The 20178-nt window shown below is 56.9% G+C and carries 18 protein-coding genes; 6 read left to right on the top strand and 12 right to left on the bottom strand.

Features of this window, described 5'->3' with window-relative positions; genetic code table 11:
* From VGP75_RS16440 to VGP75_RS16425, 4 genes are all read right to left on the bottom strand, one after another.
* Positions 1-1165: acyl-CoA dehydrogenase family protein (locus VGP75_RS16440; RefSeq protein WP_327544692.1), on the bottom strand; the 1165-nt coding region annotated here is incomplete at its 3' end.
* A 184-nt stretch (positions 1166-1349) separates the two neighbouring features.
* Positions 1350-2369 (bottom strand): helix-turn-helix transcriptional regulator, encoded by a 1020-nt coding sequence (locus tag VGP75_RS16435; RefSeq protein WP_327544691.1) that lies wholly within the window; start codon positions 2367-2369, stop codon positions 1350-1352.
* A gap of 85 nt (positions 2370-2454) precedes the next feature.
* Positions 2455-3369, bottom strand: coding sequence for an AEC family transporter (locus tag VGP75_RS16430; RefSeq protein ID WP_327544690.1), 915 nt, complete (start codon positions 3367-3369; stop codon positions 2455-2457).
* Between the two features lie 129 nt (positions 3370-3498).
* Positions 3499-5025 (bottom strand): fused MFS/spermidine synthase, encoded by a 1527-nt coding sequence (locus VGP75_RS16425; protein ID WP_327544689.1) that lies wholly within the window; start codon positions 5023-5025, stop codon positions 3499-3501.
* A gap of 199 nt (positions 5026-5224) precedes the next feature.
* On the opposite strand from VGP75_RS16425, the gene VGP75_RS16420 reads away from it, so the two are divergent.
* Positions 5225-5584: a hypothetical protein gene (locus VGP75_RS16420; protein WP_327544688.1), complete on the top strand. Its 360-nt coding sequence runs from the start codon at positions 5225-5227 to the stop codon at positions 5582-5584.
* A gap of 1 nt (position 5585) precedes the next feature.
* Entirely contained in the window at positions 5586-6542 is a 957-nt protein-coding gene (locus VGP75_RS16415; RefSeq protein ID WP_327544687.1) for a 1-phosphofructokinase family hexose kinase, read from the top strand.
* Here VGP75_RS16415 and ppsA read toward each other — a convergent pair.
* The 3 genes from ppsA to VGP75_RS16400 form a co-directional block, all read right to left on the bottom strand.
* Positions 6539-8917: a phosphoenolpyruvate synthase gene (gene ppsA, locus VGP75_RS16410; protein ID WP_327544686.1), complete on the bottom strand. Its 2379-nt coding sequence runs from the start codon at positions 8915-8917 to the stop codon at positions 6539-6541. The two genes, VGP75_RS16415 and ppsA, sit on opposite strands and share 4 nt — an antisense overlap.
* A gap of 143 nt (positions 8918-9060) precedes the next feature.
* Complete coding sequence (locus VGP75_RS16405; RefSeq protein WP_327544685.1) at positions 9061-9456, bottom strand: hypothetical protein; 396 nt, start codon at positions 9454-9456, stop codon at positions 9061-9063.
* 206 nt (positions 9457-9662) lie between these two features.
* Positions 9663-9917 carry a GlsB/YeaQ/YmgE family stress response membrane protein gene (locus VGP75_RS16400; RefSeq protein ID WP_327544684.1) on the bottom strand — a complete coding sequence of 85 codons (255 nt, stop codon included), beginning with the start codon at positions 9915-9917 and terminating at the stop codon, positions 9663-9665.
* 370 nt (positions 9918-10287) lie between these two features.
* Here VGP75_RS16400 and VGP75_RS16395 point away from each other — a divergent pair, with 370 nt between their 5' ends.
* Positions 10288-10518: a hypothetical protein gene (locus VGP75_RS16395; protein ID WP_327544683.1), complete on the top strand. Its 231-nt coding sequence runs from the start codon at positions 10288-10290 to the stop codon at positions 10516-10518.
* Positions 10519-11076: 558 nt separating this feature from the next.
* Here the strand turns inward: VGP75_RS16395 and VGP75_RS16390 are convergent.
* A complete protein-coding gene (locus VGP75_RS16390) occupies positions 11077-11343 on the bottom strand; it encodes a hypothetical protein (RefSeq protein ID WP_327544682.1) in 267 nt (88 codons plus the stop codon).
* A 353-nt stretch (positions 11344-11696) separates the two neighbouring features.
* Here VGP75_RS16390 and VGP75_RS16385 point away from each other — a divergent pair, with 353 nt between their 5' ends.
* From VGP75_RS16385 to VGP75_RS16375, 3 genes are all read left to right on the top strand, one after another.
* Positions 11697-12596, top strand: coding sequence for a helix-turn-helix domain-containing protein (locus VGP75_RS16385; RefSeq protein ID WP_327544694.1), 900 nt, complete (start codon positions 11697-11699; stop codon positions 12594-12596).
* Between the two features lie 83 nt (positions 12597-12679).
* Positions 12680-13438, top strand: a complete 759-nt coding sequence (locus tag VGP75_RS16380) for a hypothetical protein (protein WP_327544681.1) — start codon at positions 12680-12682, stop codon at positions 13436-13438.
* Positions 13439-14119: 681 nt separating this feature from the next.
* Positions 14120-16348, top strand: coding sequence for a hypothetical protein (locus tag VGP75_RS16375; RefSeq protein WP_327544680.1), 2229 nt, complete (start codon positions 14120-14122; stop codon positions 16346-16348).
* Positions 16349-16403: 55 nt separating this feature from the next.
* Here VGP75_RS16375 and cynS read toward each other — a convergent pair whose 3' ends face one another.
* From cynS to VGP75_RS16355, 4 genes are read right to left on the bottom strand one after another with little or no spacing between them, the layout of a single operon-like run.
* Positions 16404-16871, bottom strand: a complete 468-nt coding sequence (gene cynS / locus VGP75_RS16370) for a cyanase (protein ID WP_327544679.1) — start codon at positions 16869-16871, stop codon at positions 16404-16406.
* A 17-nt stretch (positions 16872-16888) separates the two neighbouring features.
* On the bottom strand, positions 16889-17788 hold the full coding sequence (locus tag VGP75_RS16365; RefSeq protein WP_327544678.1) for an ABC transporter ATP-binding protein: 900 nt from the start codon (positions 17786-17788) through the stop codon (positions 16889-16891).
* Positions 17789-17797: 9 nt separating this feature from the next.
* The gene (ntrB, locus tag VGP75_RS16360; protein WP_327544677.1) at positions 17798-18631 is read right to left on the bottom strand and encodes a nitrate ABC transporter permease; all 834 of its coding nucleotides are present in this window, start codon (positions 18629-18631) and stop codon (positions 17798-17800) included.
* A 5-nt stretch (positions 18632-18636) separates the two neighbouring features.
* Entirely contained in the window at positions 18637-20019 is a 1383-nt protein-coding gene (locus tag VGP75_RS16355; protein ID WP_327544676.1) for a CmpA/NrtA family ABC transporter substrate-binding protein, read from the bottom strand.
* Positions 20020-20178 lie beyond the last annotated feature (159 nt).

Here is a 20178-nt window from a genome sequence, read left to right as displayed (position 1 = left end):
CAAACCCCTGCGGCACGGGCAAATCGGGCAAGGTCGCCGCGCGTTTTTGCAAGGCGCGCCCGATCACGACGCGGCTGATCTCGGTCGTGCCATCCACGATCCGCAGCATCTGGGCAAGACGCGATAGACGGTCAAGGCCGTAAGGCGCCAGCAATCCCATGCCACCCAGGACCTGCGTGCAGGTATTTGCCGCTTTCAGGGCAGCATCCGGCACGAACCTCTTTGCATGGGCCGCCATCAAGGAGCCCTCGGGCGTGCCCAGCGCTTCTGCGGCTTTGCGATAAAGCAGGCGCGAGACTTCAAGGTCCGTTGCGACCTCGCCCAGCATCCACTGGATGCCGTCGAGATCAAGGTTCCTGCCGCCAAACATCTTGCGGTTCTTGGAATAGGACAACGCCGTATCAAGCGCCGCTTGCATCAACCCGCAGCACCCCGAAGCGATAGAAACGCGCGCGATATCAATCGCCATGAGCGAGCCTTGCAACCCCTGCCCGATAGGCAGGATGATATTGTCCGCGCTCACCACAACCTTGTCCAAATACATCTCGGACATGGGCAGGAAATTGTAGGACGGCGTGTCATAGATCGGCCCGAAACTCAGGCCTTGCGCATCCGCAGGGATGGCGATCATCGCCATATCCTTGTGGCCGGGCGCATCACTTGTTTTGACGACCGTGAAATAGATGTCGGCCTCTGTCGCAAGGCTGACCCAGGCCTTGGACCCGCTGATTGTCCATGTCCCGTCATCGTTGATGATCGCACGGGTGTACATCTGCATGGGGTCCGAGCCGGACTGCGGTTCGGTCAGTGCAAAATTCGCCAGCTTGCGCCCTGACGTCAGGTCCCGCGCCCATTTCTGCTTGAAGGCGTCCGTGCCATAGCCGCAGCCTGCAAAGGTACAGATATTGTGCATGGAAAGCGCAAAGGCATAGGCGCCGTCACCAAGCCCCAGTTGTTCATAAACCTGAATACCCTCGGAAAGCGGCAACCCCTGCCCGCCAAACTCTTCGGGCGCATAGAGCCCCGTCAGGCCCGCAGCGCCTGCCTTGTCCGATGCATCGCGGGGCCATTTCCTTGCGGCGTTCCATGCATCCACATTGGGCAGGATCACCTGCTCGGCGTGGTCTTTGGCAGCTTGCAGAATGGTGGCGAGTTTGTCAGTCATGGGAGCGTCCTTCAGGGTCAGGGCTATCTGAAATCGCCATATCGCAAGGCTTGGCAAATCACTGCCCGCATGCGCTGCGTTACTTCAGAATACTTATCTGTAAAGGTTTATATCGCGCGCTACGGCAAACCTCTATCTCATGAGGTGACATGTGATTGTCAGAAACTGACAAAATACCTGCCTATCAGACTTGCGTGCGGCGATAGGAACTCGGCGTGCTGCCTGTCCACCGCAGAAAGGCCCGATGGAAATTTGCTGCCGATGAAAAACCGACATCCTGCGCGATTGCCTGAATGCTTTTGCGGCCCGCCTGCAAATCACGGATCGCGATATCGCGGCGCAAGGCGTCCTTGATGGACTGGAAAGAGGTCCCATCCGCGTCCAGCCTGCGCATCAACGTACGCGGAGTCATATGCATCGCGCGCGCCGCATCGCTCAGGGTGGCATTGGCCCAGTCTGTCTGGCTCAGATAGCTGCGGACACGCAGCGATTGCGTATGTTCCCGCGAACTGGTGAAAATCCAGTCGCGCGGGGCGTTTTGAAGAAAGCGGTCCAGATCGGAAGTGGTGCGTGGTTGCACCGCCCCCAGCAAATGCAGATCGAAAGCGATGGATGTGGCGGGTTGTGCAAACCGCAGCGGGGCCGGAAAGATAATGGCGTAATCCTGATCGTAGTCAGGCCGCACAAAGGCGAAATCAACACGCTTGACGGGCACCTCATGCCCCGCAAGCCAGGACAAAAGACCATGGGCAAGCTTGAGGATCAGCATATGACCAAAAGGTTGCGGCGGCACCGGCTGTTGCGGGTTCAGCCTGAGCAGCAACGTGTCATCCCGTTCAGTCAGATCCCATTGATAATCATCCAGCAGCAGGTTCCAGAACGTCGCAAACCGGTAGAGCGCCGACGGAATGCTGGTGGCCTCACGGACCGACGTCAGCAGATGTTGCAATGCTCTGGGCCGGATCGGCCTGCTCCAGAACCCCATCATCTCATCACCTGTCTCAACCGCGGCAAGCTGGTAAAGCCGGACAATCTGGTCAAGCGTCACACGGCCATAGGGCAGCGTATCATCGGCAACCAACCCCGCACGCTGCATCAAAGACTGCATCTGCGCATCCGTACAGAGCGACCGCAAGGCCAGCAGCCAATCCTGGATGAACTGGCGTGACACAGTCGAAAGGGGCGTGGGTGCTGCGGTATTCATAGTCAGAGCGTATATGCCACTGAATGTTCCCGCAAAGAAAGGATCACGTCATTTCATCACGCAGCCTGTGACCGGTTCTTGCGGCTTAATTGAGCGACATCACAGCCTGCCCGATCATCAGCGTCACCGGCAAGGTCAGGAAACTCAACAAGGTCTGCGTGGTAATCATGGCCGCCATCAAGGACGCATCACCGCGCATTTCGCGCGCCAGCGTGTAGCTGGCCACGCCGACAGGCAGGGCTGCGAAAATCAGGGCGACCTGAAAGGCCAGGGGATCAGGCGCAAGCACCCAAGCCGCAAGAATGACGGCCAAGGGGTTGATCAGCAACTTGCCAGCCATCGACAGCCCGATGATCACGACAGACCCGCTCAATCCGCGCAGTTTCAGATTGGCCCCGACACACAGCAGCATGATCGGCAACGCGGCGTCACCCAGAATACGGGCAATCTCGTGCAGGACAGGCACCTCATTCAGACCGGCAAAGTTGAAGAGCGCCCCTGCGACAATACTCAGGATCAGCGGGTTTTTCACCAGCCCAAGGACAATCGACTTGCCGCCGCCACCCAGTTGCCGCGCCATGATGGTCACGACCGTGACGTTGACGACAGGCACCAAGAGCGCAGATCCCAGCACGGCAATCTGCAAACCCGGCGTGCCAAAAAGCGCCTCGGCGATGGCCAGACCGATAAAGGTATTGAACCGCGCGCTGCCCTGCAGAAGGGAACTGGCTTGGGGCGGCGCGAACCTGCGCCCGAACAGCCATCCACAAAAGATCGCGGAAAAGAAGCCAGCATAAAGCAGAACCGCATAGTCACCCAAACCACCGCTCAGATCAGCCGCCGAGATTTTTACAAAGAACAGCGCAGGCATCAAAACCCAGTAAACCAGCCGGTCATTCAGATTCCAGAACTCTGTCGAGGGGATACCGCCACGCCGCAGGCCATAGCCCATCAGGATCAGGGCAAAAACCGGCGCAATGGCCAAAAATGTGATCAGCATGTCATGGAACCTTTATCGGGCCTGCCCCTCTGTTAGGTAACCGTGTAGGGCGATGCAACACCCGCAATCGCTTGTTCGCGTTCTTGGTACAAAGCGGACTTGGGCACGTCCCGCAGTTTTCGCAGGCACTCAGTCCACGGCGGGGTCAAAGCCCATCAGAAAAGCAAGTGGCGCATGGTCGTCCGTCAGGATTTTCGGGTTCCGCTGCCCCAGAATATTGTCGACGAAGGCGCTATCCAGCACCTGAAAGCGCCTGAGGTCAGGGGCCAGCGCATCCACGGTGGCAAAGGCGCTGTCTTGCGCACTGGCCAGCAAGATAAACACACGGCGCTGACCCGGCTCCGGGGCGACGGCTTCGGTCCAGATCTCGACGCTTGGAAAGACACTGCGCAACGTCGCGTGGACGGCGGCAAGCGCGTTCATCCGGTCCACATTGTCGATCATGTTCATCGCAAAGACACCACCCGGTGCGAGACGGCTTGCGACCAGCGCGAAAAACTCCTGTGTGACCAGATGCTCGGGTGCTGCAATATCGGTGAACGCATCACCGACAATGACGTCGAACTGTTGGGAGGTTCTGTTAAGCGCAACGCGTGCGTCACCATGCAAGATGGTGGCCGTTGACGGATCAAACCAGAAATCCGCGACCGCGATTGCTGTCACCTCGGGATCGACTTCAGCGATGGTAATGTCCCCGATCCCCCGCGAGGCCCAAGCGCGCGGGACAGAATAGGTGCCACCACCGATATGAAACGATGAGAAATCCGTCCGGCCCATCCGCATCCGCGGCAAAGCATCCAGCATGGCCGCATGTTCCGTGAACATCACCTGCGGCTCTGCCCTGCCACTGATACCATGCGCCAGGTGATCCACGACCATCAGGTTCACCGGATCGTCGGGGTTGTCCGACAAAGCAACAGTCCGGATGCAGTAATAGCTGCTTTCACGGTCGCAGACAGCAGGCAAGGTCAGCGCGCCATATCCGGTTGCAAGGGCAATCACGATCCCGCCAAGGGCGGCTACCTGCCCGCGTGGCAAAAGACTGCCAAGCCTGAAACAGATCAGCGCCGCAACCACATAGACCACAGTGATCACACCAAGGGTCATCACCGATCCGATCCACGGGACAAACAAGAAGCCCGCAAGAAGTGTCCCCGCAATTGCACCAACTGCACCCGAGGCGAACATGGCCCCCAAGGCCTGTTCGGCCTGCGCGCGCCCGCGCATCGCGGCAACCGTCAGGATGGGTGCCGGGACACCTGCAAAAAGCGACGGAAGAAAAAATGCCAAGGCACTCAACGCGGTGATCGCCGCCATGGGATGCACGAATGTCGCAATCACGGGTCCTGCAAAGGCGCGCAGCAGCAATGTTGCCCCTGCGGTGGTGCAGGCCGCAGCCAACATGATCCACCCCGCCATACGCAATGCATGCGCGGTGTCACGCGCGGCAATCCGGCCACCCCACCAATGGCCTACAGAAAACCCCGCCAGCACGACGGCGATGATGGCTGTCCACGTGTAAAGGCTCATCCCGACGTAAGGCGCAATCATGCGCCCCGCGACAATCTCGACCACGAGACTGGACGCGGAAATTCCTGCCTGCAGAAAGATAAGAAGCCAAAGCGACAGCAGCTTTGAAGGGTTATGGGTCTTCATCAATTTGGCGCAATCCTTTGGTTACCAAGTCATGGCTGTCCATCCCGTATTGCGCAAGATCAAAACACGGGGAAAGATCGGACATTTCAATGCCCACTGTCGACCCTATTGCCTGCACACAATTGACCAAGATCAAGTGCGGTTGCTGCAAGCGTTGCTAGAGATAGGCAACGGGCCGACCCACCAAGGAGGACAAGTCATGAAAGATCCAGAACTCGATATCCTGATCAAGGAACTGGAAAGCACGCGCGACATAAGCATCGCCGGTTTTGACGGGGTTCTTCATGCCTTGGCATTCCTGGTGCCACAGACAACCCTGCCCAGCGCTGAAAACCTGTGCAAGACCGATGCGGCAATGCTGATTGCAGACGAGGCCTACCCGAACTGGTCGATCCATATCCGTGGACGAACGAATGCCCGCGACGGCCACTGGCACTGCACCTTGCGCGAAAATGACAGCCGCGACAGCGATGCTGCCATCGGTATCGGGCGATCACCGGTTCTTGCGCAGGCTATTCTGGCCGCTGTGATGCGGTTGGCCATGGCGCAAAAGGCCTAGCGTGCGCCCGCAGGCCGACATTCTGACAATCACGCTGAACCCGGCGGTGGATGTGGCAACCCATGTGCCGGCGGTGATTGCGGGGCCCAAACTGCGTTGTGCAGCACCGCAGTATGATCCGGGTGGCGGGGGCGTCAATGTGGCCCGCGCTGTGCAGAAACTGGGTGGCGCGGCCCAAGCGCTTGTTGCCGTCGGTGGTCCGATGGGGCAGCGGCTTGTAACCCTCTTGGCCGCCGAAGGGGTCCCTGCCCTGCCTATCGTGGTCAGCGGCGAAACGCGGCAGAGCTTTGCTGTCACCGATGATGCAACAGGCGCGCAATATCGCTTTGGCGTTCCAGGAGAGCACCTGACCGTAAAGGATGCCGACCGCCTGCTTACCGAGATCGCAGCCCACACCACCCCAAACAGCTATGTTGTTATCAGCGGCAGTGTCGCGCCCGGTCTGCCAGAGGATATGCAAAGCCGGATCATCGCAATCGCTGCGGAAAAACACGCCCGCGTGGTGGTTGATACTTCAGGCCGGGCCTTGGACAGGCTCATTAAAGATCCCACAACGCCTCTCCATCTGCTGCGCATCGACCAGCAGGAAGCATCCGAAGCCGCCAACCATCCGATGGACACGCTGAACGACAGTGTAGCCTTCGCCGCTGATCTGGTTGCGCGTGATGTGGCCGAAATCATTGTCACAGGGCGTGGCGCCGAAGGCTCGGTTCTTGTCTCCCGTGATCAGCGCCTTGTTTGTCATGCGCCACAAGTCGCGGTGCGCAGCAAAATCGGCGCGGGCGATGCCTTTGTGGGGGCGATGACACTGGCGCTCGCACGCGGCAGCACGGCAGACGCGGCGCTGAAATGGGGCGTTGCAGCAGCAAGCGCCACAGTCAGCACCGAGGCCACAGCGCTTTGCGACCTGGCCCAGGCACAGGCCTGTTATGACCAATGCCGGATTGAGGCGCTCTAGCCCTTCTCGGCCTCGGCCACATTGCGCAAGACCTGTACAAAGCTGTCCGGCGTCACCGAAATACTGTCGATCCCGAAGCTGACCAGAAGCTGTGCATAGGCCGGATCGTTACTGGGGGCCTGTCCGCAGAAACCCACTTTCTTGCCTGCTTTATGCGCCTCACGGATCACGGTTTCAATCATCCACAGCACTGCCGGATCATCCTCCCGGAACAGATCGGCCAGCGCGTCTGAATCGCGGTCAATCCCCAGCGTCAGTTGGGTCAGGTCGTTCGACCCGATCGAAAAACCGTCAAAGCGTTCGGCAAATTCCGCCGCGCGCACCACATTGGCGGGAATTTCGCACATGACATAAACCTGCAAGCCGTCCTTGCCCCGTTCAAGACCATTTTCCTTCATCACAGCCAGCACGTGATCAGCCTCTTGCGGGGTGCGGCAGAAGGGGATCATCACGATCACATTGTCAAAACCCATCTGCCCGCGCAGCCGCGCAATCGCCTGACATTCCAGCGCAAAACCGCTCCGGTAATGGTCCGAGTAATAGCGTGACGCGCCACGGAACCCGATCATCGGGTTCTCTTCATGCGGTTCGAAATCCCGCCCGCCCAGAAGATCAGCGTATTCGTTGGTCTTGAAATCGCTCATCCGCACGATCACCGGCTTGGGATAGCAAAACGCGGCAATCCGCGACAATCCACGTGAAAGTTGATCAACGAAATACGCAGGCTTGCTGTCGTATCCTTTGGTCAGCGCATCAATCTTCTCGCGGGCCTGTGGATCCTTGACCGCATCGAACTCTAGCAGGGCCATCGGATGCACCTTGACCGCGCTGTTGATGACAAACTCCATCCGCGCGAGCCCCACCCCATCGACAGGCAATCGCCACCAGCGCAAGGCCGCTGCGGGATTGGCGAGGTTCAGCATCACTTTGGTTTTGACGTCAGGCAGCGCGCCCAGCGTTTCCTCGGTCACCGTAATTTCGGACAAACCCGCCGTCACAACGCCCTCCTCACCCCCTGCACAAGACACGGTCACATCCTGCCCGTCGTGCAATAGATGCGTGGCGTTACCACACCCCACAACGGCAGGTAGCCCCAGTTCGCGGCTGACAATCGCCGCATGCGAGGTGCGCCCGCCATGGTCCGTCACGATCGCAGCGGCGTGTTTCATGATCGGCACCCAATCCGGATCCGTGGTCGACGTGACCAACACAGAGCCCTCCACGAAATGCGCGATATCGGCCGCACTTTCGATCATGCAAACCCGGCCATGCACGGCCGCATTCCCGACACTCAGCCCGGTAACAAGCGTTTCACCCGCATCCGCCACCGTATAGGATTTCAGCGATCCGACATCAGCCCGTGATTGCACCGTTTCTGGCCGCGCCTGCACGATGTAAAGCGTGCCGGTCTTGCCATCGCGCGCCCACTCCATATCCATCGGGCAGCCGTAGTGCTCCTCGATGATCTTTGCCTGCCGCGCGAGGGTCAGAATCTCGGGATCACTCAGCACGAACTGGGCACGTTCCGCCTTTGAGGTGGGTACGTTGCGGGGGGTGCCGTCACGGTCATGGATCATCTTGATCTCTTTGGCACCAAGGGTTTTTTCCAGAATTGGCACTTTGCTTTCATCGTCCAGAAACGGTTTGTACACCTCGTATTCATCGGGATCGACGGCACCTTGCACGACGTTCTCGCCAAGGCCCCAGGCGGCATTGATCAGCACAGCGTCAGGAAACCCTGATTCCGTATCAATCGAAAACATCACGCCGGATCCGCCGGTGTCGGCGCGCACCATCTGCTGCACGCCCACTGAGAGCGCCACCTGCGTGTGCGAAAAGCCCTGTATCTGGCGATAGGAAATCGCACGATCCGTAAAGAGCGACGCATAGCATTTACGACACGCCTCAAGCAGAGCTGTAGCGCCGGTCACATTCAGGAAGGTTTCCTGCTGGCCTGCGAAACTCGCATCCGGCAGATCCTCGGCCGTAGCGCTGGAACGTACAGCAACGGGGATATCGGGTTCGCCGGCGGTGTCGGATAGCGCGCGATAGGCGGCAATGATCTGCGTTGCGGTTTCATCGGGCCACGCGCCATGCAGGATCATATCCCGGACCTTTTGGCCTGTCTGATGCAGCGTGGCTTTGCCGCTGGCCAGCGCGTCCAGCGCCACCGCGATCCGCGCATCCAGATCATTGGCCGTCAGATAGGCCCGAAACGCTTCCGCCGTGGTCGCAAACCCCGGCGGCACAAGGATACCCTTGGCACCGAGGGTCTGGATCATCTCACCCAAAGAGGCGTTCTTACCACCGACGGTATCTACATCGCCGCGCCGCAGTTGCGCGAAATTCACAACAAGGGGTTTTCCTTCGGCCATCACGTCGTCCTCCATATGCTTTGGAAAGACTGTGACGCGGCAAAAACCTCAGGTTATGACATAGGTCAATTCACGCGGCGCCTATTGCACAGAACGATCGCAAGCGAACGCCCTCAGCACCGGACGACAGGACGCAATCGTGTTCAACCGCCAGACTGGTTCTGGTTTTCGTTCTGATTTTGATTTTCGTTCTGGTTCTGGTTCTGATTTTGGTTCTGATTGCCGTCATCGGGATCGACGGGGTCAACCGGATCGACAATGACCGTTCCACCATCGCCATCAGCACCATCACCAATGTCCACAACGCGCGGAGCGGCAACCACAGCTTGCCCGCTGTTGATCACGTCACACAAAGGCAGGTCTGCCGTATAGAGACCACCAATCGGCACATTTCCGGGACGACAAGACGGATTGCCAAGTTTGTCGAATGTCGGTTCGGCATAGATCACCATTGCCACGGGTTCCGGTTTCGGTGCGCATGCGCTCAGTAGGATTATAGCGCCGACACCAGCGCAACTGAACAGATTGAATTTCGTCATGTGATTTCCTTTTCACGCTTCATTCGCCTTTGATGACAGCAAGAAACATCCTCTGTTGCGGTGCGTAACAAAGACCTGTTTTCGACCGCTTGAAAGGCCGCTGCAGAGTGAAATTAACACCGTCATTTTGCGCCGGATTGATATCTATCAAAGTCGCAATGCCGCAAAAGCAGGGTGGCGATGTCGCCGCCACGAAAAGCCACCACTCAGACGCGTTTTACCAGCCGGATGAGGAACAAAAGAATAACTGCGCCCAGTGTCGCGTGGATGATGCTTCCGATAAGGCCGCCACCGAAACCAAGGCCGATCACAGGAAAAATCAGCCCTGCAACAAATGCGCCCAGAACGCCTACGACGATGTTCCCCAGCAAACCAAAGCCGAACCCCCGGATAAGCTGCCCGGCCAACCAACCCGCAATTGCGCCGATGATGATGATCACAAGAATGCTCTCAATGCCCATGTTCTCTGCTCCTAATTCCCATCGCAGGATCGCGATGAAAGCCATCATACCACAGGCGAGGCAGAAGTCCTTGAGATCACGCAAAAGACACAAGCGTTGTAATCCTGACGCCAAGTGACTACCTTGTTCCAACGAGATGTTCGGTTCTCTGCGGTTCAGGCGCGTCGCCCGCCCGAGTGAACCAAAATTTCCCCGTCAAAACACTTTAGCTGTCACGCCCTTTTGGGGATCTGATGTTGGGACTGTTACCGATGTCATCGCATTCGAGCCCATAGCCTTCGCGATGTAGACGGTCATTCCGAACGCCCTGAGATACGCACGCAATGATCCCGCCCGGACAGAGGTGGATGACCCATTAAGGAGAAACCCAATGGCGAAACTTACGAAAACTTCCGTGTTCAAAGAACAGGCCACCAGACCGGAAACCACCATGGACAAGACGACACGCGTTGTGCGCAAAATGGTGGATGATGAAGCAGAACAGCGGCTTGCCAAACTGACCCGTCTGCGGAACGCACGGCTTGAACGGGAAGCAAATACGCCGCCACAGGAGATCGCGGCAAAGCGCACCACGCGGGCCAAGGCGGCACCAAAGCGATAAGACAATCTGCCCGGCACCGCGATACTGACCGCGACGCTGGATAAATTGGTGTGCCCTGAGAATGCAAAGGTGTTGAACATGCCGGCATTGGTGGCCGCAGCCAAAGTGCGATCACGCCAGTGCATATCCCGTCGATGTATGATTTATCACCCATCGATGTATGAAATTCATACCTATGATGTTAGAAATTTAGAGAATTGTGCAAAAGTTGTAGAAATTAGTAAAAGCTTGTATCGAACACGTGTAGTTTGTGTTCGGTGGGTAGTGAGTGGGTGTAGTGAGTAGTCGCATCCAACCGATGTGTTTAACGAGTGTCTGTTTGTGCCTTCGTGCATATGTTTGATTTGACGGTGCCTGTTGGTGTGTGAGGCCACTGGCACCGCCAAACATCAAGCTTCAGTAGTGCGTATCTTGTGTCCGGTTGATTTGGCGATAGCCGCTTCTCTGATTTTTTAGAACAGTGCTCTTTCAGGGCGCTGTTCTATTTTTTTGTCCTATGGCCGAAAGGCATTGGCCCTTCAGCGAGCATGAGAACCAGCGAGAATTTTGGAAACGGGCCTAGGCGGCGGCAGAAGACGCCAGGTCAATCGCACGTGAGAGCGCCTCGTTCGGGCAGTGAAATGACACGCTTGCGGCACAAACCTGCCGTTGGCCCGGCCCGACCTGAAACAACCCCGAATAATAGGCACCATCGGGCACCTTGGTCGCACAAGGGACCCATTTACCACCTGGGCCCTCGACCTTCTTCCCGATCAGCACATTGACCGATCCGGGCGGTGGGCTCGAAAGTGTAGTCGTATAATCAATCCAGTTGGCGAAGTGCATGACAGCTCCTTTAGCTGCCCCGATTTCTCAAACCAAAATGGCCAAAGGATGGCGACACTGGGGATTTTGATCGCCATCGCGTCGCATTCCAGAGCAAGCTGAGAAGCATACCCGCTATGGTTTATAAGGGCGCCCGCCATTTCCCCCCAACGGGATATACCCAAGATGAGCGCCAGTTCGTGAAATAAGATGCTCTCCTCGAAAAAGCTATATTTTGGTCCTCATTTGTACACCGTTGGCATTCATACAGTGTCTCAATCTAGAGTAACTATTGATTTGTTTCGTATACATTTAGAAGAACATCCGGAGGCCCCTTGTACCAGTCGAAGAACAACACTGGCGTCACAGTCGACATGCTCCGTGCATTCATTTGCTTAAGCAGACACTTGAATCTGTCTAAAGCAAGTGATGAACTTGGCACGACACGCCAGACTGTCCGACGACATATCACCGATCTTGAGGTGATACTGGAGCAGAAGCTCTTCGAGGTGGTCGATCGGCAGTATCAGCTGACATCTTTCGCAATTGATGCGCTCGACGATGCCAAAGCCCTTCTCTTGCAACTGGACACTTGGGCTGGGCAGTCTTCTCTAAAGAAGAACACTTCGGGCGGGCTTGAGAAGCTTCAGTTCACGGATTCCCAAGGAAGGGTCTATTATTCTCAACAACACCCCGTCTCTCAAATTGCAATGAACGGTCTGCCATTGCTCAAAAAGGCCTTTGCCGCGTGGGGAAATGCGGAAACGCAAATCGAACACGCAGCAATGAAAGAGATTAAGCCCTATACGGTTCTTTACCGCAAGGGACCGGCGGGCTGGGTTTTTGTCCACATCGGCAAGGAATCCGCCTATGCGCGCTGGTTTGGAACCACAGTTTCGCAAAGTGCGATCGGCAAACTGATCACCGAAGATGATGCCGGCTCTGAATATGATGAATTTACCGCCGGTGCCTATTCCCGCATTTATGATGAAGGCGGTGTGCGCCTTGATCATATTCTTGCCCACCTGCCAAGGGATGGCGGGGAACCAGAACCGGGTACCTTCCAAAGACTGCTTCTTGGTGGCGTCTTTCCCGATGGAACCCCGGGCTTGATCATTCTTGCTGTCATTACCGAACAAGTGGAAATTGACGCGATGTCAGACGCCGACCGCCCCAAAATGCCTGCGGATTTCATCATGGATGCGCTTCCTGACCAGTCGACCGCAGTGACTCAATTGCCACAACCACGGAAAGCGTCACACGCGACATTGTGACGTCGCACCAAAAAAGTTTACACAGTATTAAGCCTAAAGGCACTGTGTTGCGAAAAGCGCAACGATAAATCGAGAGGCAGGATATGTCGGCGCGGAGCATTTTTGGCACGGTTCAGAACGTGTCGGTTATCTTACGGGATCTTGAAGACGCCGGAATGCGTATCGAGGTCGGGGACGATTTCGCACTTTATCGCTACTATCGCAGCACGTGCGTGGACAGGGGTGATATGTCGCCACTTTTCGACACAGCCTGCTCTTTTATTGATGCAACGAATGGTTTCTGGATCTGTGGGTTTAACGAACTTGACCAGCTGGTGCATACGCAAGCTGTGCGCCTGCTTGATCTTTCGGGCATTTCGCTGGGCAAGCATCTGGACATGCACCGTCATAAATACATCGTCCCCGACACGACGCCTGATCCTGATCTGACATTCTTCCAAGGCCCCGAGGCACTGAAGACGGTGACGGGTTCGGTGGGCTATTGCGGTGATTTCTGGTTGCCGTCACACGGCCTTGGAGGGCCACGCAGCCATGGTGCGACCAGCCTTTTGTCGCGCCTTCTCTTCGAGATACTTCAGCAAGCTTGGTCTCCCGACTATGTTTTCGCCTTTGTCCCAAGGCATCTTGCCGCTAAAGGCGCGCACCTGCGTTATGGCTACACACATTGTGAACCCGGCGCATGGATCGGACCAGACAAGCAGATCACGAATGAAGAATATCTGATCTGGATGAACGCCGGTGATATCAAGGGTGTGCTGTCACGCGACGTCCAATCAATCCGCAAAGCTGCACATGTGGCGGCGATGCGTGCGCCCCTGACCTCGATTGATTCGACCGGGTAATCCGGCAACGCGCGTCAGATTGGCTTTGGCCACACCATTCATCGCCCGCACTCCCACCGCAAAACAATGCGTTTTCACACAGCAAAAGACGCTGCCTCGTCCGGGGCAGCGTCTCGCTGTGAGTAGTAACAAGTGGGTGTAACCGTGGTGAGGTACGATTAGCCTTAAGGTGCTGTTCGATTACGGCAAAAATTGGATGAAACGGTGTCCTTTTTAGCCGCCACACCTACCATGCGATTGGCGCATGTTCGCTCGCACACCTCAAATGAACCTTCACCTGACAAAGTCGCACGCTATAAGTGACTGATATTGAATATATAATTAAAATATACGCCAGTCATAGTTACCTTGTCTCCTTGCAGGGTCGGTCCGTCCAGCCGGGTTATTTATGTCAACAGTAATGACATAAGACAGATCGCAGAATCGTCATAATGACCAGAACAACAGCAGAATTGGTCTGGGAAGCAGTGGGAAAACCAAGGGAATCGCATCTTTGGTGTCTTTTGTTTGCGTGGCCTCGGCAGAGTGCCCCCAAAATCAACCAGTGCGATTCGGTCATCATATCGCCGGACAAAGCGCTCGGAGATAGCCCGCGACCTGCGCATAACTACACTGCCAGCTATCCGAACGGCGTGATTGGCAGTAGGCTCTACGAAACCGCAGCCAAGGGACAGCTCAGCCATGAGACGACAATGCATCGCGCTGATAGCAGGGGTTCTTTGGACACCTGCCGTTGCAGACACCCCCGCAACATGGGATTTCCAACCTGCGCAAGACGTATTTTCCGACACAGCACTGCTTGATCTATCTTATCTCAATGAAGCGACCGCAGGTGAAACCGGTTTTATCCGGCGTTCTGATGATGGGGCCGCTTTTGTGCGGGGTGACGGTGCGCCGATCCGGTTCTGGGCGCTGAATACCTATGTCGCCCGTCACGGCATGGCAGCACTTGAAGACCACGCAAGGTTTCTGGCCAAACGCGGCGTCAACATGGTGCGTCTGCACGGGCAAATCCCGCAAGCCGGAGAATCGGGTGGCACGCTTGAAGAAATAGACACAGCCGAGCGCGACCGCCTCTGGCAGCTGGTCGCCGCGATGAGACAGGAAGGCATCTACGTCACCTTCAGCCCCTACTATCCGCACCTCGTCCATCCAGAGGCCGCCCAGCGCTGGCAAGTCCCCGTCGACAGTGAGGGGCTGACGGGAATGATCTACTTCGATCCGGTCTTGCAAGAGGCTTACAAGGGGTGGCTCCGCGAGACACTGCTGCCCGTAAACCCCTACACCGGTCTGGCGCTCAAGGATGACCCTGCGCTGGCGATTATTCAGATGCAGAATGAAGATTCGCTGCTGTTCTGGACATTCAATAGCATCAAGGGCCGCGAGGCCGCACTGCTTGGTGCCCGATTTGGCCAGTTCCTTGGTGAAAAATATGGCACGCTGGCCGCAGCGCAGGATGCATGGGGCAACGCTGCGGCACCCGGTCCGATCGACGACATGCGCGACGATTGGGACAGTGGCGTGATCGCACTTTCCAATATCTGGCACCTCACAAGCGATGCAGACCCCGGTGATGCGGCGGCGCGGCTTGCCGATCAAACAGAATTCCTGACCATGATCATGCGCGACTGGCACGCCGAGATTGCCCGCTTCCTGCGCGAAGACATCGGCGCACCGCAACTTTTCAACGCGGGAAACTGGCGCACTGCGGATGATGTTCTGCTCGATGATCTTGAGCGGTATTCCTACACGGCGGGTGATGTGATTGGCGTGAACCGCTATGTCAACGCCCTGCACGAAGGAGAATATGTCGGCTGGGCCATCGTGGCAGGTGACACATACCGCGAAGACGGTCTCCTGCGCCGACCATTGGATTTACCAACCACACTGCGCCAGCCAGTCGGTTATCCTTATATTATCAGCGAAACGCTTTGGGTGCCGCCGATGTGGGAACAGTCCGAAGGACCCATTCTGATGGCCGCCTATCAGGCTCTCACCGGTATCGACATCAGCTACTGGTTCTCCACTGATGAAACACAGTGGCGCGCACCGCAGAGCGCGAACGGCTATTTGCCAAGTATCGGCAAATGGCAGGTGGCAACCCCGCAACAGATGGGCGCTTTTCCTGCGGCTGCGCTGATCTTTCGCCTTGGGCTCATTGACGAGGCCCCCCCGGTCGTGATCGAACACCGCCCGCGCGATACGCTCTGGGCCCGCGCGGCCCCTCTTGTTGCGGCACAACAAGGCTATGACCCGAACCGCGATACAGGCATTTTTGGTAAATTGCTTGGAAGCGGCCGCGCGCAACAACCCGAAATCAGCCCCTATAGCTTCCTTGCCGGCCCCGTTCAGGTCGATTTTGACAGCGAGACTGGAAATTTCGTGCACCCTGATCTTGCATCGCTGATCGACGAAGACAGGCAGGTTGTCACCAGTCTGACGCGCGAGCTGTCCTGGGATTGGGGCGCGGGTGTCGTCACACTGGATGCGCCCCGCGCGCAAGGCGTCGTAGGCGCTTTGTCATCAGCCACGACCTTTACCTTGCAGGACATCACGATTGAAAGCGATGCGGAGTATGCCAGCATCATCGTGGTGCCGCTGGATGGCCAGCCGATTGCTGATGCGTCACAGCTCTTGGTGCAGATCAACAGCATCGCTCGCCCGACGGGCTGGAGCGCGGCATCTGCCGCACATGAAAGCGGGCCCGCTTTGGAAGTGACCGCCTTTGGCGAGGCGCCATGGCAGATTGACAGGGTCAACGCGCAGGTCAGCATTCGCAACAACGGGCTGTCACGTGCCACAGCCCTGGATGCCAACGGCATGGCGAATGGTGAAGTCACAGCTTCAAGAAACAACGGAATGCTGACTTTGACGCTACCGTCCGATGCGCTTTACGTCATCATCGACTGACGTTTCCTGATGTGGAGGGGGTGGCGCGGCAGATCAGACCCGCCGCGCATCTGTTTTACCAGCTGTTATAGCCCAGATACTTGCCCGACATTTCAACCTTCACGCGGTCGCCTTTGGGGTTTTCCTCGCGGGTGACGGACATGTTGAAATCAATCGCGGACATGATGCCGTCGCCAAATTTTTCTTGGATCAGCGCCTTCAAAGTCGGGCCGTAAACGCCGACGATTTCATAAAACCTGTAGATGCAGGGATCGGTCGGCACCGCCTGTTCCCAGATCTTGGTGGGGCTCTCTGCCAGCACGGATTCCGCCTCTTGCGGCAGGCCCATCACGCTAACCATCAGTTTGGCCTTGTCGGCCGGGAAAGCATTCATCCCCATCGCTGCGGAATGGGTCCAGACGGGCGACATCCCAATCTTTTCGGCGATTTGCTCCCATGTCAGACCGGCCGTTTTCTTGGCCGACAGGATCATCGCGGTCACGTCTTCTTTGGTCATCATTTCGGTCATTACGAGGTCTTTCATTGTTGCTCCTCCGGGGGTTATTCGTTGACGGCCCGCAGCGCAGGCGGCGCGTTTTCTGGTTCTTCGGGTTCGGTCTTGTCTATCCGCACCGGTGTCGGGCGGTTACTGCCCTCTCCGGTCTGTTGGCCCGCCATCTCTTTGGACCGCTTGCCAAGGAAGGTGACCAGATGGTTGCGGATTGCGTAGTAGTTGGGATGCTCGATAATCTCGGTCCGGTTGCGCGGGCGCGGGATGGTGATCTCGACGCTCTCGGCCACCCGTGCATAGGGGCCGTTCGTCATCAGCAAGATACGGTCCGCCAGCAGGATCGCCTCGTCGATATCATGGGTAATCATGAAAACGGTCTGTTCCGTCCCGCTCCAGATCTTCAAGAGCTCGTCCTGGATCGTTCCCCGTGTCAGCGCATCAAGCGCGCCAAAGGGTTCATCCAGCAACAAAAGCTTGGGGTGGTTGGCAAAAGCGCGCGCAATCGACACCCGCTGGCGCATCCCGCCCGAAAGCTGGCTTGGCTTGCGGTGGATCACATCCCCCTCAAGCCCGACCATCGCAAGGTATTTGGTCGAATGTTCAATCACCTGCGCCTTGGTCCATTCAGGGTGCCGCGCAGAGACGCCAAAGGTGACGTTCTTCAATGTCGAAAGCCACGGCAACAGGGAATAGTTCTGGAACACAACACCACGGTCAAGGCTTGGGCCTTTCACCTCGGTCCCGTCCATGATCACCACGCCAGATGTCGGATCGGACAGACCCGCAAGGATGTTCATGATCGTGGATTTCCCACAGCCAGAGTGGCCAAGGATCACAACAAACTCGCCCTTTTCGACACCAAAGGTGGCATCCTCAAAGACTGTCAGTTCGCCGCCCGCGCCATCGGGATAGCGTTGTGTCAGGTTCTCGACGCTTAGAAACGGTTTCATATCTTGGTCCTATTCAGCGTAAGAAACGGCGCGCTGGACAAAGCCAAGGGCTGCATCAAGCCCCATGCCCACGACGCCAATCATCAGGATTGAAAAGATCACGGAGGTCAGATCGAGGTTGTTCCACTCGTTCCAGACGTAATATCCGATGCCGGTTCCCCCCACGAGCATTTCCGCGGCCACGATCACCAGCCAGGCAATCCCGATGGAAATCCGCATGCCTGTCACGATCGTCGGCGCTGCGGCAGGCAGGATCACGGTGAAGGCGGTCTTGAGCGGGTTCAATTCGTGCGTGCGGGCCACGTTGACCCAATCCTCACGCACACCGGCCACACCGAAAGCGGTGTTGAGCAGCATCGGCCAGATCGAACAGATGAAGATCACAAAGATTGCGCTCGCTTCACTGTCCTGGATCACGAAGAGTGCCAGCGGCATCCAAGCCAAGGGAGAAATCGGGCGCAAGACCTGAATGAACGGGTTCAGCGCCTTGTAGGCCAGCGGTGACATACCGATCAGAAAGCCCAGCGGAATAGCGATAATAGCTGCCAGCGCATAGCCCACCAGCACACGGTAGATCGAATAGCCGATCTGGATACCGATCCCTTTATCATTGGGGCCTGCATCATAGAAAGGATCACTGAGCTGTTCCCAGGCCTTGGCGATCACCTGACTGGGCGGCGGCACGCCAGCTTTGGGCTGGCCGCCCCCTGTCAGAAGTTCATATTCCGTCAATTCGCCTACCGCCTTTTGTGCGGGAATGGCGGCCTCCCAGATCAGGAGGCCGACAATAAGCAGAGTTAGCGACAGAATAGCTGCACGAAAGTTCAGTGAGCTGATGGGCATTTGCCTTAGCCTTTCTTGATCGCGAAGCTGTCGATATAGGCTTCGGGTTCGTTGTAATCGAACGTCTTGCCCATGATGGTATGCGACTTGTAGGTGACGTCCGGCGCTTCATAGCCAAGGTCTTCCATCACCTTCTTGCAGTCGGCGGCCAGATAGACCTGCTCTGCCACGCCTTTGTAATCGACATCGCCTTCAATATAGCCCCAGCGCTTCATCTGGGTCAGGATCCACACGCCCATCGAATGCCACGGGAAGGGGTCAAAATCGATCCGGTCAGGCACACGCTGTACGTTGCCCAAGCCATCCGCATAGGTGCCCGTCAGCACCTGCTCGATCACAGTCACAGGCTGGTTGAGGTAATTCGTCGGCGCAATCGCCTCGGAAATCTCTTTGCGGTTCTCGGCGGCCGAGGCGTATTGCGTCGCATCAATGATCGACTTGAGCAGAGCGCCATAGGTGTTGGGCAATTCCTGCGCAAAGGACAGCGGTGCCGCAAAGGCACAGCATGGGTGACCTTCCCAGATCTCTTTGGTCAGCAAGTGGATAAAGCCGATGCCTTCGAAGACAGCACGCTGGTTGAACGGATCAGGCGACAGATAGCCGTCAAGGTTACCGGCACGCAGGTTTGCAACCATCTCGGGCGGCGGCACAACACGGATCTGGATATCGACATCGGGGTCTAGACCGAATTCGGCAACATAGTAGCGCAGCAGGAAGTTGTGCATCGAGTATTCAAACGGCACACCGAAGGTAAAGCCCTTCCACTGTGTCGGATCGCGCTTATCAAGGTGTTCGTTGGACAGAACAATCGCCTGCCCGTTGATGTTTTCAACGGCGGGCATGATGTAGGGTTCTGCAATAGACCCCGCACCCAGCGTCATCGCCAGCGGCATCGGCGTCAGCATATGGCTCGCGTCATATTCGCCGTTCAGCGATTTGTCGCGGGCCACGGCCCAGCCTGCGGTCTTGATGACTTGCGCGTTCAGACCATAGCGTTCGTAAAAGCCCAAAGGCTGCGCCATGATGATCGGCGTCGCACAGGTGATCGGCACAAAACCGATGTTCAGGTCTGTTTTCTCGGGTGGCCCAAGATTGTCGAGGATAGCCGCCTTCGCCTGATCCATCGGGAACACCGACGCCAGCGCCGCGGCCATCGTGGTGCCGCCCATCATGCCCATAAAGGACCGGCGGCCGATATCGCTCTGACCAAAGACCGACCGCACGATCGCGCTTTCAACAGCACGTTCCAGCATGCCTTCGCTTGTAGTCAGATCCGGACCACCCTGTTTTTCTACCGCTGAGGTCACGCAACCGGCGCACCCGCAATCGACGCCGTGCCGCAGGTCGGTTTCGGATGAATAGGGATTTCCAAGGCTTTTCACTGTCATTCTCGTCACTCCTGTCAAACTTTGGAACGATACTGACGCAGAAAAGGGGCACACTGAAAGCCAGAGGCCTCAAAAAATTAATTCAATAATTTCCATTCATAACAATACCTTACGATATCTATATGCCCTCCTCATATTACGATTTATCGTAAATTACGA

The organism is Yoonia sp. (genome assembly GCF_036007805.1).
GTDB lineage: Bacteria > Pseudomonadota > Alphaproteobacteria > Rhodobacterales > Rhodobacteraceae > Yoonia.
Note: the sequence above shows the minus strand (reverse complement) of the source record. Positions and strands in the feature narration are given on the sequence as shown.

What these genes read in the sequence shown, in the direction of transcription:
- VGP75_RS16395 (WP_327544683.1), top strand. Translation starts at nt 10,288, where the DNA reads ATGGCGAAACTTACGAAAACTTCCGTGTTCAAAGAACAGGCCACCAGA.
- VGP75_RS16400 (WP_327544684.1), bottom strand. Translation starts at nt 9,917, where the DNA reads ATGGGCATTGAGAGCATTCTTGTGATCATCATCATCGGCGCAATTGCG.
- ppsA (WP_327544686.1), bottom strand. Translation starts at nt 8,917, where the DNA reads ATGGCCGAAGGAAAACCCCTTGTTGTGAATTTCGCGCAACTGCGGCGC.
- cynS (WP_327544679.1), bottom strand. Translation starts at nt 16,871, where the DNA reads ATGAAAGACCTCGTAATGACCGAAATGATGACCAAAGAAGACGTGACC.
- VGP75_RS16435 (WP_327544691.1), bottom strand. Translation starts at nt 2,369, where the DNA reads ATGAATACCGCAGCACCCACGCCCCTTTCGACTGTGTCACGCCAGTTC.
- VGP75_RS16430 (WP_327544690.1), bottom strand. Translation starts at nt 3,369, where the DNA reads ATGCTGATCACATTTTTGGCCATTGCGCCGGTTTTTGCCCTGATCCTG.
- VGP75_RS16375 (WP_327544680.1), top strand. Translation starts at nt 14,120, where the DNA reads ATGAGACGACAATGCATCGCGCTGATAGCAGGGGTTCTTTGGACACCT.
- VGP75_RS16405 (WP_327544685.1), bottom strand. Translation starts at nt 9,456, where the DNA reads ATGACGAAATTCAATCTGTTCAGTTGCGCTGGTGTCGGCGCTATAATC.
- VGP75_RS16365 (WP_327544678.1), bottom strand. Translation starts at nt 17,788, where the DNA reads ATGAAACCGTTTCTAAGCGTCGAGAACCTGACACAACGCTATCCCGAT.
- VGP75_RS16390 (WP_327544682.1), bottom strand. Translation starts at nt 11,343, where the DNA reads ATGCACTTCGCCAACTGGATTGATTATACGACTACACTTTCGAGCCCA.
- VGP75_RS16355 (WP_327544676.1), bottom strand. Translation starts at nt 20,019, where the DNA reads ATGACAGTGAAAAGCCTTGGAAATCCCTATTCATCCGAAACCGACCTG.
- VGP75_RS16380 (WP_327544681.1), top strand. Translation starts at nt 12,680, where the DNA reads ATGTCGGCGCGGAGCATTTTTGGCACGGTTCAGAACGTGTCGGTTATC.
- VGP75_RS16420 (WP_327544688.1), top strand. Translation starts at nt 5,225, where the DNA reads ATGAAAGATCCAGAACTCGATATCCTGATCAAGGAACTGGAAAGCACG.
- VGP75_RS16385 (WP_327544694.1), top strand. Translation starts at nt 11,697, where the DNA reads ATGCTCCGTGCATTCATTTGCTTAAGCAGACACTTGAATCTGTCTAAA.
- VGP75_RS16425 (WP_327544689.1), bottom strand. Translation starts at nt 5,025, where the DNA reads ATGAAGACCCATAACCCTTCAAAGCTGCTGTCGCTTTGGCTTCTTATC.
- ntrB (WP_327544677.1), bottom strand. Translation starts at nt 18,631, where the DNA reads ATGCCCATCAGCTCACTGAACTTTCGTGCAGCTATTCTGTCGCTAACT.